General features: G+C 39.7%; 21 protein-coding genes and 1 tRNA gene. 12 read left to right on the top strand and 10 right to left on the bottom strand.

Annotated elements, in window-relative coordinates:
• The 3 genes from OA84_RS02985 to trxA all read left to right on the top strand — a co-directional run bounded on the left by OA84_RS02985 (window position 1) and on the right by trxA (window position 844).
• Window positions 1–213, top strand: coding sequence for a DUF6132 family protein (locus OA84_RS02985; RefSeq protein ID WP_039342714.1), 213 nt, complete (start codon window positions 1–3; stop codon window positions 211–213).
• An 85-nt stretch (window positions 214–298) separates the two neighbouring features.
• Entirely contained in the window at window positions 299–499 is a 201-nt protein-coding gene (locus OA84_RS02980) for a hypothetical protein (protein WP_039342082.1), read from the top strand.
• Window positions 500–544: 45 nt separating this feature from the next.
• Complete coding sequence (gene trxA / locus OA84_RS02975; RefSeq protein ID WP_039342078.1) at window positions 545–844, top strand: thioredoxin; 300 nt, start codon at window positions 545–547, stop codon at window positions 842–844.
• A gap of 1 nt (window position 845) precedes the next feature.
• Here the strand turns inward: trxA and OA84_RS02970 are convergent, their stop codons facing one another.
• Window positions 846–1,604, bottom strand: coding sequence for an amidohydrolase (locus OA84_RS02970; protein ID WP_039342075.1), 759 nt, complete (start codon window positions 1,602–1,604; stop codon window positions 846–848).
• A 118-nt stretch (window positions 1,605–1,722) separates the two neighbouring features.
• Here OA84_RS02970 and OA84_RS02965 point away from each other — a divergent pair, with 118 nt between their 5' ends.
• From OA84_RS02965 to OA84_RS02955, 3 genes are all read left to right on the top strand, one after another.
• Window positions 1,723–2,166 carry a DUF6646 family protein gene (locus OA84_RS02965; protein ID WP_039342071.1) on the top strand — a complete coding sequence of 148 codons (444 nt, stop codon included), beginning with the start codon at window positions 1,723–1,725 and terminating at the stop codon, window positions 2,164–2,166.
• Between the two features lie 111 nt (window positions 2,167–2,277).
• Window positions 2,278–3,615, top strand: a complete 1,338-nt coding sequence (rseP, locus tag OA84_RS02960; protein ID WP_039342068.1) for an RIP metalloprotease RseP — start codon at window positions 2,278–2,280, stop codon at window positions 3,613–3,615.
• Window positions 3,616–3,690: 75 nt separating this feature from the next.
• Window positions 3,691–3,764, top strand: a tRNA-Asn gene (locus tag OA84_RS02955).
• A 221-nt stretch (window positions 3,765–3,985) separates the two neighbouring features.
• On the opposite strand, the gene pepT is transcribed toward OA84_RS02955, so the two are convergent.
• On the bottom strand, window positions 3,986–5,245 hold the full coding sequence (gene pepT / locus OA84_RS02950; protein ID WP_039342065.1) for a peptidase T: 1,260 nt from the start codon (window positions 5,243–5,245) through the stop codon (window positions 3,986–3,988).
• A gap of 182 nt (window positions 5,246–5,427) precedes the next feature.
• On the opposite strand from pepT, the gene OA84_RS02945 reads away from it, so the two are divergent.
• From OA84_RS02945 to OA84_RS02935, 3 genes are all read left to right on the top strand, one after another.
• Window positions 5,428–6,276: a hydroxymethylglutaryl-CoA lyase gene (locus OA84_RS02945; RefSeq protein ID WP_039342062.1), complete on the top strand. Its 849-nt coding sequence runs from the start codon at window positions 5,428–5,430 to the stop codon at window positions 6,274–6,276.
• Between the two features lie 18 nt (window positions 6,277–6,294).
• Entirely contained in the window at window positions 6,295–6,702 is a 408-nt protein-coding gene (locus OA84_RS02940) for an OsmC family protein (protein WP_039342059.1), read from the top strand.
• A 126-nt stretch (window positions 6,703–6,828) separates the two neighbouring features.
• Window positions 6,829–7,236: an OsmC family protein gene (locus tag OA84_RS02935; protein ID WP_039342057.1), complete on the top strand. Its 408-nt coding sequence runs from the start codon at window positions 6,829–6,831 to the stop codon at window positions 7,234–7,236.
• 34 nt (window positions 7,237–7,270) lie between these two features.
• Here the strand turns inward: OA84_RS02935 and OA84_RS02930 are convergent, their stop codons facing one another.
• From OA84_RS02930 to OA84_RS02915, 4 genes are read right to left on the bottom strand one after another with little or no spacing between them, the layout of a single operon-like run.
• Window positions 7,271–7,597 carry an SUF system Fe-S cluster assembly protein gene (locus OA84_RS02930; protein WP_039342712.1) on the bottom strand — a complete coding sequence of 109 codons (327 nt, stop codon included), beginning with the start codon at window positions 7,595–7,597 and terminating at the stop codon, window positions 7,271–7,273.
• A 13-nt stretch (window positions 7,598–7,610) separates the two neighbouring features.
• Complete coding sequence (locus OA84_RS02925; RefSeq protein ID WP_039342710.1) at window positions 7,611–8,309, bottom strand: 3'-5' exonuclease; 699 nt, start codon at window positions 8,307–8,309, stop codon at window positions 7,611–7,613.
• A 20-nt stretch (window positions 8,310–8,329) separates the two neighbouring features.
• Window positions 8,330–8,671, bottom strand: a complete 342-nt coding sequence (locus OA84_RS02920; RefSeq protein WP_039342054.1) for a tRNA-binding protein — start codon at window positions 8,669–8,671, stop codon at window positions 8,330–8,332.
• 5 nt (window positions 8,672–8,676) lie between these two features.
• Window positions 8,677–8,997 carry a hypothetical protein gene (locus OA84_RS02915; protein ID WP_052252077.1) on the bottom strand — a complete coding sequence of 107 codons (321 nt, stop codon included), beginning with the start codon at window positions 8,995–8,997 and terminating at the stop codon, window positions 8,677–8,679.
• Window positions 8,998–9,141: 144 nt separating this feature from the next.
• Between OA84_RS02915 and meaB the strand changes: the two genes are divergently transcribed.
• Entirely contained in the window at window positions 9,142–10,125 is a 984-nt protein-coding gene (gene meaB / locus OA84_RS02910) for a methylmalonyl Co-A mutase-associated GTPase MeaB (protein ID WP_039342052.1), read from the top strand.
• Here meaB and OA84_RS02905 read toward each other — a convergent pair.
• Window positions 10,122–10,655, bottom strand: a complete 534-nt coding sequence (locus OA84_RS02905; protein ID WP_039342049.1) for a DUF4251 domain-containing protein — start codon at window positions 10,653–10,655, stop codon at window positions 10,122–10,124. The two genes, meaB and OA84_RS02905, sit on opposite strands and share 4 nt — an antisense overlap.
• A 163-nt stretch (window positions 10,656–10,818) precedes the next feature.
• Between OA84_RS02905 and OA84_RS02900 the strand changes: the two genes are divergently transcribed.
• The gene (locus OA84_RS02900) at window positions 10,819–11,628 is read left to right on the top strand and encodes a M48 family metallopeptidase (protein ID WP_039342706.1); all 810 of its coding nucleotides are present in this window, start codon (window positions 10,819–10,821) and stop codon (window positions 11,626–11,628) included.
• A 74-nt stretch (window positions 11,629–11,702) separates the two neighbouring features.
• Window positions 11,703–12,026 carry a hypothetical protein gene (locus OA84_RS02895; protein WP_039342046.1) on the top strand — a complete coding sequence of 108 codons (324 nt, stop codon included), beginning with the start codon at window positions 11,703–11,705 and terminating at the stop codon, window positions 12,024–12,026.
• A gap of 36 nt (window positions 12,027–12,062) precedes the next feature.
• On the opposite strand, the gene OA84_RS02890 is transcribed toward OA84_RS02895, so the two are convergent.
• The 3 genes from OA84_RS02890 to OA84_RS02880 are packed head-to-tail and all read right to left on the bottom strand — an operon-like array spanning window position 12,063 to window position 14,234.
• The gene (locus tag OA84_RS02890) at window positions 12,063–12,680 is read right to left on the bottom strand and encodes an outer membrane beta-barrel protein (protein WP_039342044.1); all 618 of its coding nucleotides are present in this window, start codon (window positions 12,678–12,680) and stop codon (window positions 12,063–12,065) included.
• Window positions 12,664–13,482 carry an ABC transporter ATP-binding protein gene (locus tag OA84_RS02885; RefSeq protein ID WP_039342041.1) on the bottom strand — a complete coding sequence of 273 codons (819 nt, stop codon included), beginning with the start codon at window positions 13,480–13,482 and terminating at the stop codon, window positions 12,664–12,666. Before OA84_RS02885 ends, OA84_RS02890 begins: the two co-directional genes overlap by 17 nt.
• On the bottom strand, window positions 13,482–14,234 hold the full coding sequence (locus tag OA84_RS02880) for an MlaE family ABC transporter permease (protein WP_039342038.1): 753 nt from the start codon (window positions 14,232–14,234) through the stop codon (window positions 13,482–13,484). The genes OA84_RS02885 and OA84_RS02880 overlap by 1 nt, the downstream gene beginning before the upstream one ends.
• Window positions 14,235–14,272 lie beyond the last annotated feature (38 nt).

Raw genomic sequence — 14,272 nt, 5'->3', positions numbered from 1 at the left:
ATGATGGAGTTTTTTAATAAATATAAACTAAGTATTGTTGGTGTTTTGGTGGGTGGAATTTTAGGTTTCGCCTATTACCATTTTATTGGTTGCAACACGGGCACTTGCGCGATAACTTCAAAACCATTTAATTCCACGGCATACGGAATGATGATGGGTTATCTGATGTTTTCAACTTTTGAAAAATCGAAAAAAAAGGACATCAAAGCCTGATATTTTTTAAATAAATTTTTTAGCCGCTTTTCGGGCAAATTTTACGGATTTTTCAATGATTTTAATATTAAATTTTTAATTTAAAATGGACAAAAATATTTTTAAAAACTGGTCACTGAGCAGGGTGCTTTATTTCTGCTCCGGGATATTTTTTGTCCTGATTGCAGTAAATGACAGAGTTTGGTGGATGATGCCTTTTGGATTGTATTTTGCTGTAATGGCACTATTTAAATTAGGATGCGCCGGCGGAGCCTGCGAGATTCCTTCAAAAAAAGAGGTGAAATAAAGGGTAATTTTTATTTCCTTTTTTGACCAAAAAAAACTTAAAATTATGTCACAGAAATTTCAAGAACTCATCAATTCTGAACGCCCGGTGCTTATTGATTTTTTCGCGACCTGGTGCGGACCGTGTAAAGTACAGTCGTCGGTTCTTACGACGGTGAAAGAAAATATCGGCAACGATGCCAGAATCGTAAAAATAGATGTGGACCAGCATCCAGCAATTGCGTCACAGTACGGTGTGCGCGGTGTTCCGACTTTAGCGGTTTTCAAAAATGGACAGTTGCTCTGGAAAGAAAGCGGCGTGCACGATGTGAATACACTCACCAATTTGCTTAAACAATACTCCTGATTTAAAGAATTTTAAATTCGTCACGATCCGAAAGAAAGGGAAATTTTTGCCGGTTTTTTTGCAGTTTTTCCGAGTCTAAATTTGCAGAAAAAATGCCGTTTTTGCCGGAAGAAATTTCTTCACCATCCGCGAAAAAGCAATAGCTGCTTTCGGGATATTCCAGATTATTTCCATCAATTCCAATTCGGTTTACGCCAAGAACGTAAGATTGATTTTCAATAGCGCGCGCTTTCAATAAAGTTTTCCAGGCGTCAATTCTTGTGGATGGCCAATTGGCGACGTAAAAAATTGCATCATAATCGCCGTTATTTCTGGAAAAAACCGGAAACCGCAAATCGTAGCAAACCTGCAGAAGGATTCGCCAGCCGTTATAACTTACAATGATTCTTTCGCTGCCTGCGGAATAGGTCTTGTCTTCGCCGGAATAAGAAAAAAGATGGCGTTTATCATAAAATTGATAAGCTCCGGACGGTTCTACAAAATAAAACCGGTTAAAATAATTAGAGTTTTGTTTCACCGAGGCGCTGCCACAAATGGCGGTATTTTTTTCCTTTGCAAACTTTTGCATCCACTTTAATGTTTCTTCATTTTGGTCTGCAATTTCCTCAGGTTTCATGTAAAATCCGGTGGAAAACATTTCGGGCAAAACCAAAATATCTGCCTCTATAGCACCGAATTTTTCTTCGATGCTGCGGAAGTTGGCATTTTTGTCTTTCCAGATGATATCGAAGTGCGGAGCGGATATTTTAAGATTATTCACGACAGTACAATTTCAACTAAATATACGATTTTTAAGTTAAAAAGTTAAGAAAATCATAAAGTGGTCTTATTTTTGAATAAGGAAAATCATCATTAATAACATTAAAAATTTAGAAATTATGAAAAAGCTAGTCTTAGTATGCGCTATGCTCCTAATGGGGCAAATGGCATTCGCACAAGCGTGGAACGGTAGAGGCGACCAAAAAATCCAGGTAGGTTTTAACGGTTGGGGCTATGGTACTGGTATTACGGGAACTTACGATTATGGATTGTCTAACATCATTTCTTTGGGAGCTGGTGCGAATTTCTTTTTCGATCATAACAACGATAAGTATGCAGATGATGATTTCGGTGTATTCGGTCGTTTGAACTTTCACCTACAGGAGCCACTTGGTTTACCGGAAAACTGGGACATTTATCCAGGTATTGATTTAGGTCTTTTAGGTAAAAGCGGTACTTACTTTGGTGCTCACGTGGGGGTAAGATATTTCTTCAACGACAATTTCGGTCTTTATCTTGAAGCTGGAAATAACGGAAGCATTGGGGTTTCGTTTAACTTATAGCAAACGCACGATAATTCAGACAAAAGGTTCTCATTTTGAGAGCCTTTTTCTTTTGGCATACTTTTGAGAATTCGTACCTTCGCAATCTTTACATATTATTAAAAATTATCAATGACATTAATTCAGTTATTTCAATTTATACTCAGTATTTCAATTCTGGTGGTCCTTCATGAATTAGGACATTTTATCCCGGCCAAACTTTTTAAAACCAAGGTGGAAAAATTCTATCTTTTTTTTGATCCCTGGTTTTCCCTCGCAAAAATTAAAATCCGCGGTACCGAATACGGTATAGGCTGGTTGCCCTTTGGCGGTTACGTGAAAATCGCGGGAATGGTGGACGAAAGTATGGATACCGAGCAGCTGAAAAAACCAGCAGAACCTTGGGAATTCCGCAGTAAACCGGCATGGCAGCGACTTATCATCATGCTGGGTGGTGTTACCGTAAACTTTTTTCTGGCGTGGCTGATCTATTCTTCTTTAAGTTATTTTAAAGGGGAAACTTTCCACGAAAATTCTAAATTTGAAAATGGAATTTCTGCCTCTCCAGCGGCAAAAAAAATGGGTTTGCAAACCGGCGATAAAATTTTAAAAATTGACGGAAAGAAGGCAGACCGAATGGAAACCTCCACAATAAATATGCTTTTTGCCAATGAAGTGACAGTTTTGCGCGATAGCAAAGAAGTGACTTTTCCTGTTAATGAAGATGGTGTTGCCGAGATATTAGCCGAGAACGAAGCGAAAGCTTATTTCAGTCCCAGGTTTCCGGTAGTAGTGGACAGTCTGCTTCCAAATGGCGCAGCGAAAAATTCTGGCTTGCTGAAAGGTGATAAAATTGTGGGTGTTAATGATCAGCCCGTTCGATATTTTGACGAGTTGGTGACAGAACTTTCCAAAAATAAAAATCAGGATATTGTGCTCAATGTGGAGCGGAATAACTCGCGACAAAACATTAATGTAAAAGTTGATGCGAAAGGCGAATTAGGTTTTGGTGCAGACAGCTCGATCATTCAGCAGGAATTCGAAAAAACACGCGTTAAAAAAGAATATACATGGGCAGAAGCAATTCCGCGCGGATTAACCAGAACAATTGATGTGCTTACAATGCAGATCAAGCAGTTTAAAATTGTCTTTAATACCAAAACCGAAGGCTATAAAAAAGTTTCCGGACCAATCGGGATCATCAAGCAGATGCCGGAAACCATCAATTGGGAGTTTTTCTGGAGTTTTACCGCCATGTTTTCAGTGTGGCTGGCTTTCCTTAACCTAATTCCGATTCCGGGATTAGATGGTGGCCACGTGATGTTTACACTTTGGGAAATGATTACCGGCAAACCGGTTCCGCAGAAAGTTCTGGAAAATGCACAGATGATCGGCGTGGTGTTTTTACTGGGCTTAATGGTGCTAATTTTTGGAAATGACATTTTAAAATGGATTACCGGAAAATTCTAAAAAATTATCTGAAATAATTTTGGCAGAATTAAAAAAGTTTTTATATTTGCAAACGCTTACAGCAAAGAGAAACACTCCTCTTTAGCTCAGTTGGTTAGAGCATCTGACTGTTAATCAGAGGGTCCTTGGTTCGAGCCCAAGAAGAGGAGCAAAACCATCACAGAAATGTGATGGTTTTTTGTTTTATATAACTTTGTAAACTGGCAAATTAAAAGCTTTAGTCCATTTTTTACGCAACTTATTTGTTCTTTTCCTTATGCAGCGTTAAAATGACACTTTGTGGCTTTTGTGGTTGGAAATAAATGCTTTTTAAACCAAAAAAACCTCCGCCAAAAAGGTGAAGGTTTTCCCATCAAAATATCTTTTAAAATTATTTCTTCTTCACCGCCTTCGCGATATTAATAATCACTTTTACGGCTTTTTCCATTGATTCCAATGCGACATATTCGTACGGTCCGTGGAAGTTGATCCCGCCCGCGAAAATATTCGGGCAAGGTAAACCCATATAGGACAGCTGCGCGCCGTCAGTTCCCCCACGGATAGCTTTGATCTTAGGTTCAATATTCGCGTCTTTCAGCGCCTGTTCAGCGATATCGATGATATGCATCTTGCCTTCAAACTGCTGTTTCATATTGCGGTACTGCTCTTTAATCTCAATTTCTGCCGTTCCCTCGCCAAATTTTTCATTAAATTCTGCCACCTTGTCGGTGATGAATTTTTTGCGAGCTTCAAATTTTTCGCTGTCATGGTCACGGATTATGTATTGCAACTTCGCTTCAGAAATATCAGCTTTAACTTCCATTAAATGGTAGAAACCTTCAAATTCTCTTGTAGTTCCCGGTGTTTCATTTTCCGGAAGCATTTTAATAAATTCTGCCGCTAATAAGGCCGAATTTACCATTTTCCCATAAGCATATCCCGGGTGCACGCTTAAGCCGTGAATTTTCACCACCGCACCGGCAGCATTGAAGTTTTCATATTCCAGTTCACCTACTTCAGAACCGTCCATGGTGTACGCCCATTCAGCACCGAATTTTTCAACATCAAATTTATGCGCGCCACGCCCGATTTCCTCATCTGGTGTAAAACCGATAGCGATTTTTCCGTGCTTAATTTCCGGATGTGCAAGCAAAAATTCCGCGCCAGTTACGATTTCCGCAATACCGGCCTTGTCATCAGCGCCAAGCAATGAAGTTCCGTCGGTGGTAATTAATGTTTTCCCGATATAATCTTTTAACGTTTCAAATTTTGATGGTGAAAGCGTAAAACCTGTTTCTTTATTTAAAACCAAATCTTTTCCGTCATAATCATCCCAAATTTGCGGTTTTACATCTTTTCCATTAAAGTCTGGTGAGGTGTCATAATGCGAGATAAAACCTACGACAGGTTCATCATCATTTTCAAGATTTGAAGGAACATAGGCATAAATATAACCGTTTTCATCAATCGAAACATCGCTTAAACCCAAGGTTTTCAGTTCTTCGAAAATATAATTTGCGATCTCCCACTGTTGCGGAGTTGATGGCGTAGATTCGCTCTCAGGATCACTGGTTGAATATATTTTTGCATAAGTGATAAAGCGGTTTTGCAGCTTCAGTTTCCAGTCAAGATTAAAATCGATGCTTGTCATTATAAAGTATTTTTAACAAAGTTAAAATTTTAGCCTGAGCCTGCCCATGATTTAGGAATTATTTTTGCCGCGCGCTTGTTGATACACGCCTTAAAATATACACGATCAGCGGATTAAAATTTTTTAGGCGCTTTTTAGCGGTTTTTTAAAGTTTTGGTATATTTGAGAAAACCAAAATTGAAATGTTTCTAACTGAATGTCCGCGCGACGCCATGCAGGGTTGGCCAGATTTTATCGCGACCCAAACCAAAATTGATTATATCAATTCGCTCATGGCGGTTGGTTTTGATGTGCTGGACTGCGGAAGTTTTGTTTCACCGAAAAGCATTCCGCAGATGGCGGATTCCGGAAGTGTTCTGGATGAAATCGATAAAGGAATTTCCAGTACAAAACTTTCGGTGATTGTCGCAAATTTTCGCGGCGCCGAAAAAGCGTTGAAACATCAATCCGTAGATATTTTGGGTTTTCCGTTTTCCATTTCCGAAACTTTTCAACACAGAAATACCAATAAAAGCCGCGAAGAAGCCTTTAATGAAATCAAAAAGATTACGGCGCTTCTGGAAAAAGACGGCCGAATTTTAAACGTTTATTTTTCAATGGCTTTCGGGAATCCGTACGGCGATGTTTGGACTGCGGATGAGATTGATAAATGGGCGCAGCGTTTCAGCGACATCGGCATTAAAAATATTTTGCTTTCCGACACCACCGGAACGGGAACACCGGAAATCATTGAGCAGCTTTTTACCTTAATTCCGCCAAAATATCCGCACATTGATTTCGGTGCGCACTTTCACAACCGCTATCAGGATTCTTATTCAAAATTAAAAGCGGCTTATGACAGTGGCTGCCGTCGTTTTGATTCAGCAATTAAAGGAATCGGCGGCTGTCCCATGGCAAATGACGAACTCGTAGGAAATATGCCGACTGAGCAGATCATTAATTTTATGGCCTCCGAAAAGATTGATCATTCGCTGAACTTGCTCAATTTTGAAAGCGCTTACAACAGGGCCAAAAATATCTTCCATTTTTAACCAAATTTTTTAAAAATCATGGCAACTTCAAAAGTTATTTATTCCGGCGATTTACGCTGCGAATCCGAACATTTACAGTCCGGAACCATCATTTATACTGATGCGCCGACAGATAACCACGGAAAAGGTGAAGCGTTTTCACCAACCGATCTTTGCGCGACTTCTTTAGCGCAATGTATGCTGACAACCATTGCGATTTTAGGTAAAGACCGCGGAATTTCCATCGATGGTTCTTATGCGGAAGTTCAGAAAAATATGAACCCAAAGCCACGAAAAATTGCAGAAATCGTTTGTGATGTTCACATGAACGGAAATTTCAGCGAGGATGAGAAAAAATTCATCGAAGAAACAGCGTACAACTGTCCAGTGGCTTTGTCGCTGAGTTCAGATTTAAAGAAAACCATCAGTTTCACCTACGACAGCTGAGATTTTTAAAATTAAAAAATTTGCGCTTAAAACAGCGAATTTTTCGGTTTTATGATATTAATTAGGTGATTCTTAGAACAAAGCGTGTTTTATTTTGGTATCTTTATAAGAACAAAAAACACTGCTATGACATCAACAATTACTTATTTGGGCGATAAAAAAATCGTTTCGAAACATGAAAAATCCGGCGCCGAAATCATTACCTGTGCGCCCGTGCGGGAAGGCGGAACTTCTGAAATGTTCTCACCTTCGGATTTATTTGGTATTTCGCTGGGACAGTCCATGCTGATGGCAGTGGCTGTTTTGGGAAAAGAACGTGGCATTGATATCACCGGCGCGAAATGCGACTTGAAAAAATCTACGCATCCGCAACCGAAAAGAATCGGCACCATTTTCTGCATCGTGCGTTTTCCTGGAAATTATACGGAGAATGAAAAGAAATTCATCGAAGAAACGGCTTTAAATTGCCCGGTGGCGCTTTCCATTCACCCGAATGTTCAACGAACTGTTCTGTTTGAATACGGACATTTATAAATCACAAAAAAAGCCGCTTTTAGCGGCTTTTTTTTTAAATCATTCCAAGTTCGAAGCGGGCTTCTTCACTCATCATATCTTTGTTCCAGGCTGGTTCGAAAGTAAGGTCGAGGTCCACTTCTTTCACACCTTCAACCTCGGAGACTTTTTCCCTAACTTCAGCCGGTAAACTTTCCGCTACCGGACAGTTTGGTGTTGTTAAAGTCATAATGACTTTTACGGCGCCTTCATCAGAAATCTGTACGTCGTAGATAAGTCCCAATTCATAAATGTCCACCGGAATTTCCGGGTCGTACACGGTTTTAAGATTTACAATAATATTTTCGCCAATTTCGGCTATCTGGTCATCTGTATATTTCATTCTTATTTCAACTTTAGCTTCCAATTTTGTCTAATAAATCTTCCTGACGCATGCGCCGGAAAACATTTGCCAAAGTTAAGACATCTTTTTCACAATATTGAACGATTCTAAATAAGTCTTTTTCTATATGGTAAATTGAGGAAACCTGTGAACCGTCGATATCATCTTTCGGTGTTGGAATTCCGAAGATATGTGCTAAAAGTTCCAGCGAGACAAAAGATTTGTAATCACCAAACTTCCACAGTTCCATCGTGTCCAGATGCGGAATTTCCCAAGGTTTTTTGCCATAAAGCTGAAACGGTTTTGGTGGCTGCATTCCGTTGATTAAAAAGCGCCGCGCAATCCACGGAAAATCAAACTCTTTACCGTTGTGTGCGCATAAAACCACGTCACGCAATTTCGGGCGGTTGAAAATTTCACCGAATTCTTCCAGCAGCTTTTTTTCATCGTCGCCGTAGAAACTTTTGATGAGAAGTCTTTCGCTTTTTTCTAAAATTCCCACCGAAATGCAGATAATTTTTCCGAATTCCGCCATGATGCCGCCTCTTTCGTGGTAAAATTCCGCCGGAGTAAATTCGTCCTTCCGCTGAAAACGTGTTTTTTTATCCCAAAGATATTGGTCTGTTTCATGTAAATCTTCCCAGCGACCGCTTTGCGGCACGGTTTCAATATCTAAAAATAGAATTTTTTCTAAAGGAATATTTTGAATCATAATCTGCATTTTTTAAAATTTTATCCGAGGCACAAACCGTTTTGAACTTTTTGTGCTGGTGAAACCAAAATAACTTCTTTGTTTTTACCGTAAATCCCGAGCACCAAGCATTCGCTCATAAAATTGGCGATTTGCTTTTTTGGGAAATTTACAACTGCTAAAATTTGCGTTCCCACCAAATTTTCTTTGGTGTACAGCTCGGTAATTTGCGCAGAAGATTTTTTGGTTCCGAGTTCACCGAAATCAATTTCAAGCTGATAGGCAGGATTTTTTGCTAACGGAAAATCCTCGACCGCTGTAATGGTGCCCGTTCGGATGTCCAATTTTTCAAAATCTGCCCAAGTGATTTCAGGTTTGGTCATTTATTTTAATTTTTTACGGAAATAATATAATTGTACACCATTTCGTGCTGAGTTACATTGAGTTTTGCTTTAGGTGCCATTTCAGCTAAAATTCCGGTCCAGGCTTCGTCAGAATGTTCCGAAGGATCTGGTAAATCGTGGCATTTTGCACAGGAATTATGGAAAATCGTTTGTCCCTGCGCTAAATATTCAGTGGAAAATTTTTGGTCCGCTTCAGCCTGAACTTTCGGCGTACACGAAATGGTAGTTGCGGTTACAGCAAAAGCAAAAGCTAAAAAAATTGCCGGTTTAAGGGTGTTTTTTTTCAAATTTTTAATTTCAGTCATTTTTTAATTTTATGTTATCAGTCTTTCAAAAATAGCGATTTTCATTTTAAATTAAATTTTTGAAGTACTAAACAAATATTTAAAATATTTAGAAAACCGAAACCGCAGGATTTCTTCTGAAAAGAATTTGTATTTTTGAAGTAGATGAAAACGTACGCCACCTCCCAATTAATCGACGGTTTGCGCGCTGGCGACAAAAGATTGCTCGCCAAAGCCCTCACTTTGGTTGAAAGTAAAAAGCCGGAACATCGGGATCAGGCAGAAGAAATTTTGACTGCAATAATGCCGTTCACCGGAAATTCCATCCGTATTGGAATTACGGGCGTTCCCGGCGCCGGAAAATCTACCTTTATTGAAAATTTCGGAAAAATTGCCATTAAAGCAGGTAAAAAAGTTGCCGTGCTCGCCATCGATCCGAGTTCTTCGCTGAACAAAGGTTCAATTCTCGGTGATAAAACACGGATGGAAGAATTGGCGCGCGAAAAAAACGCTTTTATCCGTCCGAGTCCAACTTCCGGATATTTAGGCGGAATCGCCAACGCGACTTTTGAAAGTATGCTTTTATGTGAAGCTGCCGGCTACGATTATATTTTGATTGAAACCGTGGGCGTGGGGCAAAGCGAAGTTTTGGTTTCGGACATTACCGATGTTTTTGTCTTTCTGAAAATTGTGGGCGGCGGCGATGAACTGCAGGGAATTAAACGCGGTGTCATGGAAATGGTGGATTTGATTTTCATTAATAAAGTTGAAGACCAAAACCGTCAGATTGCTAAAAACACCAAAATAGAACTGCTGCGCGCTTTACATTTCATGCCCGAAAAAGAGAAAAACTGGAAAGTTCCCGTTTTGCTTGGTTCCGCGCTGGAAAACAAAGGCTTGGAAGCGGTCTATGAAAAGATTCAGGAATTTATTGCCCTTAAAATCGCAAATTTTTCATTTTTAGCAACCCGAAAAAAACAGGCGGAAAAACGTTTTGATTACTGGGTGAAAGAATTTATTCTTCAGAAAACAAAATCCGGCAACGACGGCGAAATGCTGTATGATTCGCATAAAAAAAAGGCTTCCGAACTGGAAGTAAATCCGAGTTCAGAAGCAAAATTATTTGTTGAGGAACTGCTGAAGAATTAATCAGCAGCTGTAGTCGTATTCGCCGTAATGTAACCATCGTAGGTAATCGGTTGTCGGTCGGTTGACTGGATTGCAACGTAAGTTTTTCCGTTTTTGAAAACTTCCATCACTATTTTGGTAACGATTTGCTGGTCGGTCGGCATGATGACAAAGACAGAACTGCCTTTGGAGCCCTCTGCACGGTTTACCGTAAATTCTTTTGAAGTAAATCTAAAGGAATTATCGCTTTTCATTGATGAGGTGTACATTCTGCCGAAGTAAGGCATCACGACATCCAATTCATTTTTTTTCAGTTCGATGGTGTAGCCAGCGTCCAAAGATAACATTTGCGAAGAACCGCCGGTCGGGAAGGAATTCATGATGTTGATTACATCATAATTTGTGGGATTTGCGTGTTCTGCCATAAAGGTAAACTCGCCGCTTTCCACCAAACTCAGCACTTTTTCCGAAGGAATGGTACTTTGTGTACCGCACGAACCCAAAAAAATAAATATAAATAGAGAGCTGAGGATTGTAATTAAATTTTTCATAGGAGAATATTTTTGTTTTAAAGGTATTGGTTTTTCCAATATTTTACGACATTTATTAATATTTGCCGTTTAAATTAGCAGGTAGCAAAAATTATGCAATAATTCTATTAATTTTCATTTGGAATAAAAATTGTTTAAAGGAAACAAATCAACAATTACCACTATGAAAAAATTAAATAAATTCGTCGGGCTCAGCATTGTCTCTGTGATGATGTTTGCGTGTACTACGAACCCGATTACCGGCAGAAAAACTCTTCAGTTAGCCAACGATCAGGAAATCCAGGCGATGGCTTTACAACAATATCGCGAAACGCTTTCTAAAGCTAAAGTTGTTTCGGGCACAAGTCAGGCGAAAAGCGTAACTAATGTAGGATTAAGAATTAAAAATGCAGCGACTAATTATTACCGTGGTATCGGTCGTGAAGCAGATATCGCGAATTATCAGTGGGAATTTAACCTCATCGATGATAAAGCAATTAATGCCTGGGCAATGCCAGGCGGAAAAGTTGCCGTTTATACCGGGATTTTCCCGATTACCAAAACTGACACAGGTTTAGCGGTGGTATTAGGTCATGAAATTTCTCACGCCCTGGCAGGTCACGGTAACGAAAGAATTTCGCAGGCAATGGTTGCTCAATATGGTGGAGCAATTTTAGGAAGTACAATTTCTAACGGACAACTGGCGGCAATTTTCCAACAGGCTTATCCGATCGGTGCGCAGGTTGCCCTTTTGAAATACGGACGAAGCCAAGAGCTAGAAGCTGATGAAATGGGGCTTTACCTGATGGCGATGGCGGGATATGATCCACGCGAAGCTCAGCCTTTCTGGCAGCGTATGGAAAGCGCTTCCAGCGGCAGCAGACCACCGGAATTCCTTTCAACTCACCCGAATCCGGATACACGAAGAGCAGATTTAGAGAAACACATGCCGAAAGCTTTACAATATTATAAAGCTGCAGGCGGAAAAATTTAAAAATCACAGATTCATTTATAAACCGACCTTCCCATAATTTTACTAAATTTGGGAAGGTCTTTTAAAATCCAGCTATGAAAAATTTATCTTTTATCGGTTTGTTGCTTTTAGGTTTGGCATTTTTGCTTTACTACATGTTGCCCGATTTTTCCGCGGTAAAACTTTTCGAACCGATGAGTTTAATGGGAATTCTTGCCGGAATTGGTATTGGTTTAATTATCGGTGGAATTGTTGGTTACGCCAGCAAAGGCGCTGCGCTGCGAGCTGAAGAAAAGCGCCGCGAACTGAAACAGCTTCGGAAAGAAAAAGAAGAACTGGAAAAATTAGCCGCTGAACAGGCAAAAAAACAAAATGTAACTTATGTTACTGATGATAACAAAAATCCTCCGAATTATTAATTCAGAGGATTTTTTCCCGCATAAAAGCAGGTATTTTTATAATTGGTAACCAATTCCGACCATAAATAAGCTCGGGCGACTGTCATAACGAATTACTTCGTTATTCGTGCTGTTGATGAATTCTCTTTGATCTTCAGTAAAAGCGCCTTCATATCTCGCGTTCAATATCAATTTCTGAATTTGAACCTGTGCACCGAACTGGTAACCCAAAGTGAAATCTTTTAGTGCATTTTCTTTAAAATCTTTATACTGGTTGTCTGAAGAAAGATTGTATGAAGCAACCGGCCCAATAAATACGCCTAAATTATCACCTAAAAGTCGGTAACCTAAAAGCACCGGCACATCCACGCGGTTACTTTTTGCTTCAATGGTGGTTGAAGTTTCCGGGACAGTGAATTCATTTTTAAAAGTGGTGTAATAAATTTCCGGCATCACAAAAAGCGATGCTGGCAAATCAATTTTTGCAGAAAGTCCTACATTGAAGCCCACATTGTTTTTACCAGATTGGTCGTATGCAGATACCGCGCTGCTTTTTATATTTTTCCAGCTTGGCGAGTCCGTTTTAAAAAGCAAGTTTGCTTTTCCCGCGAATGTTACCTGTGCAGTGCTCAGAAGGCTGGCGCCTACAAGAACAGTACTAAGAATTTTTTTCATTTGTTTGAGGTTTTGTTATAACGTTTTCAATAGAGGTTTTGTTGGTTTCCAGGAAATAGTCCCGCAACTCTTTGAATAATTCTGAAGAGTAAACGAAATCAATCAGATTTTTATTGCCTGCATTGATAAGGATATCTTTGTCTCCTTCCCATTCCTTAAGACCATTTCGCAGATATACAATTTTCTCGCCAATCGTCATCACCGAATTCATATCATGGGAATTGATAATCGTGGTGGTTTTATATTCTTTAGTAATCTCCAGCAGCAAATCATCGATAATATTTGATGTGTAAGGATCCAGACCGGAGTTTGGCTCATCACAGAACAGATATTTCGGATTGTTCACAATAGCGCGCGCAATTGCGACACGTTTCTGCATTCCACCTGAAATTTCCGACGGGAATTTACGGTTTGCTTTTTCCAGATGCACGCGGCCAATTACCTCGAAAGCGCGGCGTTTTTTTTCACGGAATGAAAGGTTCGTAAACATATCCAGCGGAAAAGTGATATTTTCTTCCACCGTCATGGAATCGAAAAGCGCACTTCCCTGAAAAACCGTACCAATTTCTGCACGCAACAACTGTTTTTCATCGCGCGACATTTTATTGATGTTACGCCCGTCAAACAAAATTTCGCCCGACGTCGGTTGATAAACATTCAGCAAACTCTTCAGGAAAACGGTCTTACCGGAACCACTCTGCCCGATGATGAGGTTTACTTTCCCCGTTTCGAAAGTTGTAGTAACACCTTTTAAAACTTCTACCTCATCAAACTGCTTTTTTAGGTCTTTTACTTCAATCATTAGCTGAGGAACATTTGTGTTAAAATTAAATTCATGACGATGATCGCTACAATCGTCCATACTACGGCTTGCGTACTTGCACGGCCAACTTCCAGTGAGCCGCCTTTCACATTATAGCCAAAATATGCCGGAATTGTCGCAATTAAAAAGGCAAAAACTGCAGTCTTGAAAAACGCGTACCAAATAAAATGTTGTGGCATATACATTTGGATTCCTGTGATATAATCGGCTTTGCTCCAACTTCCGGTTGCAAGTCCTGCAAGATAACCGCCCCAAATTCCGAAAACAATACTGATGGCAATAAGTAACGGATTGAAAATTACGCTGGCTAAAATTTTAGGTAAAATCAAAAAATTGGGTGAATTAACGCCCATAATATCTAAAGCGTCAATTTGCTCCGTAACACGCATGGTGCCGATACTTGAAGCGATATAAGAACCCACTTTTCCGGCAAGAATTACCGAAATAATCGTCGGCGCAAATTCCAAAATAAGAACGACTTTCGTCGCGTATCCAATGAATGAATTCGGAATCGGAAATGTGGAGGCGGAAAAGTTATTATACATCTGAATCGCGACAACTGCGCCAACAAACGTGGAAGTAAACAACGTTAAACCAAAAGAATTTACGCCCAAATCGTAAATCTCACGCATCAAAAGTTTAAAAAATACCGAAGACTTTTGAGGTCTTTTCAGGGTTTTCCCTAAAAGTATAAAGTACGCGCCAACTTGGCTGAACAGATTTTTTAACATTTGGCTAAATTAGTGTTTTTTATTTTTTTTATTTCATC

The organism is Kaistella solincola, assembly GCF_000812875.1.
In the GTDB taxonomy this organism is placed as follows: domain Bacteria; phylum Bacteroidota; class Bacteroidia; order Flavobacteriales; family Weeksellaceae; genus Kaistella; species Kaistella solincola.
The sequence above is the reverse complement of the archived record's forward strand: the minus strand, read 5'-3'. Positions and strand labels throughout refer to the sequence as shown.

What these genes read in the sequence shown, in the direction of transcription:
- OA84_RS02915 (WP_052252077.1), bottom strand. Translation starts at nt 8,997, where the DNA reads ATGACTGAAATTAAAAATTTGAAAAAAAACACCCTTAAACCGGCAATT.
- OA84_RS02900 (WP_039342706.1), top strand. Translation starts at nt 10,819, where the DNA reads ATGAAAAAATTAAATAAATTCGTCGGGCTCAGCATTGTCTCTGTGATG.
- rseP (WP_039342068.1), top strand. Translation starts at nt 2,278, where the DNA reads ATGACATTAATTCAGTTATTTCAATTTATACTCAGTATTTCAATTCTG.
- OA84_RS02965 (WP_039342071.1), top strand. Translation starts at nt 1,723, where the DNA reads ATGAAAAAGCTAGTCTTAGTATGCGCTATGCTCCTAATGGGGCAAATG.
- OA84_RS02890 (WP_039342044.1), bottom strand. Translation starts at nt 12,680, where the DNA reads ATGAAAAAAATTCTTAGTACTGTTCTTGTAGGCGCCAGCCTTCTGAGC.
- OA84_RS02880 (WP_039342038.1), bottom strand. Translation starts at nt 14,234, where the DNA reads ATGTTAAAAAATCTGTTCAGCCAAGTTGGCGCGTACTTTATACTTTTA.
- OA84_RS02905 (WP_039342049.1), bottom strand. Translation starts at nt 10,655, where the DNA reads ATGAAAAATTTAATTACAATCCTCAGCTCTCTATTTATATTTATTTTT.
- OA84_RS02945 (WP_039342062.1), top strand. Translation starts at nt 5,428, where the DNA reads ATGTTTCTAACTGAATGTCCGCGCGACGCCATGCAGGGTTGGCCAGAT.
- meaB (WP_039342052.1), top strand. Translation starts at nt 9,142, where the DNA reads ATGAAAACGTACGCCACCTCCCAATTAATCGACGGTTTGCGCGCTGGC.
- pepT (WP_039342065.1), bottom strand. Translation starts at nt 5,245, where the DNA reads ATGACAAGCATCGATTTTAATCTTGACTGGAAACTGAAGCTGCAAAAC.
- OA84_RS02895 (WP_039342046.1), top strand. Translation starts at nt 11,703, where the DNA reads ATGAAAAATTTATCTTTTATCGGTTTGTTGCTTTTAGGTTTGGCATTT.
- OA84_RS02885 (WP_039342041.1), bottom strand. Translation starts at nt 13,482, where the DNA reads ATGATTGAAGTAAAAGACCTAAAAAAGCAGTTTGATGAGGTAGAAGTT.
- OA84_RS02935 (WP_039342057.1), top strand. Translation starts at nt 6,829, where the DNA reads ATGACATCAACAATTACTTATTTGGGCGATAAAAAAATCGTTTCGAAA.
- OA84_RS02980 (WP_039342082.1), top strand. Translation starts at nt 299, where the DNA reads ATGGACAAAAATATTTTTAAAAACTGGTCACTGAGCAGGGTGCTTTAT.
- OA84_RS02920 (WP_039342054.1), bottom strand. Translation starts at nt 8,671, where the DNA reads ATGACCAAACCTGAAATCACTTGGGCAGATTTTGAAAAATTGGACATC.
- OA84_RS02985 (WP_039342714.1), top strand. Translation starts at nt 1, where the DNA reads ATGATGGAGTTTTTTAATAAATATAAACTAAGTATTGTTGGTGTTTTG.
- OA84_RS02925 (WP_039342710.1), bottom strand. Translation starts at nt 8,309, where the DNA reads ATGATTCAAAATATTCCTTTAGAAAAAATTCTATTTTTAGATATTGAA.
- OA84_RS02940 (WP_039342059.1), top strand. Translation starts at nt 6,295, where the DNA reads ATGGCAACTTCAAAAGTTATTTATTCCGGCGATTTACGCTGCGAATCC.
- trxA (WP_039342078.1), top strand. Translation starts at nt 545, where the DNA reads ATGTCACAGAAATTTCAAGAACTCATCAATTCTGAACGCCCGGTGCTT.
- OA84_RS02930 (WP_039342712.1), bottom strand. Translation starts at nt 7,597, where the DNA reads ATGAAATATACAGATGACCAGATAGCCGAAATTGGCGAAAATATTATT.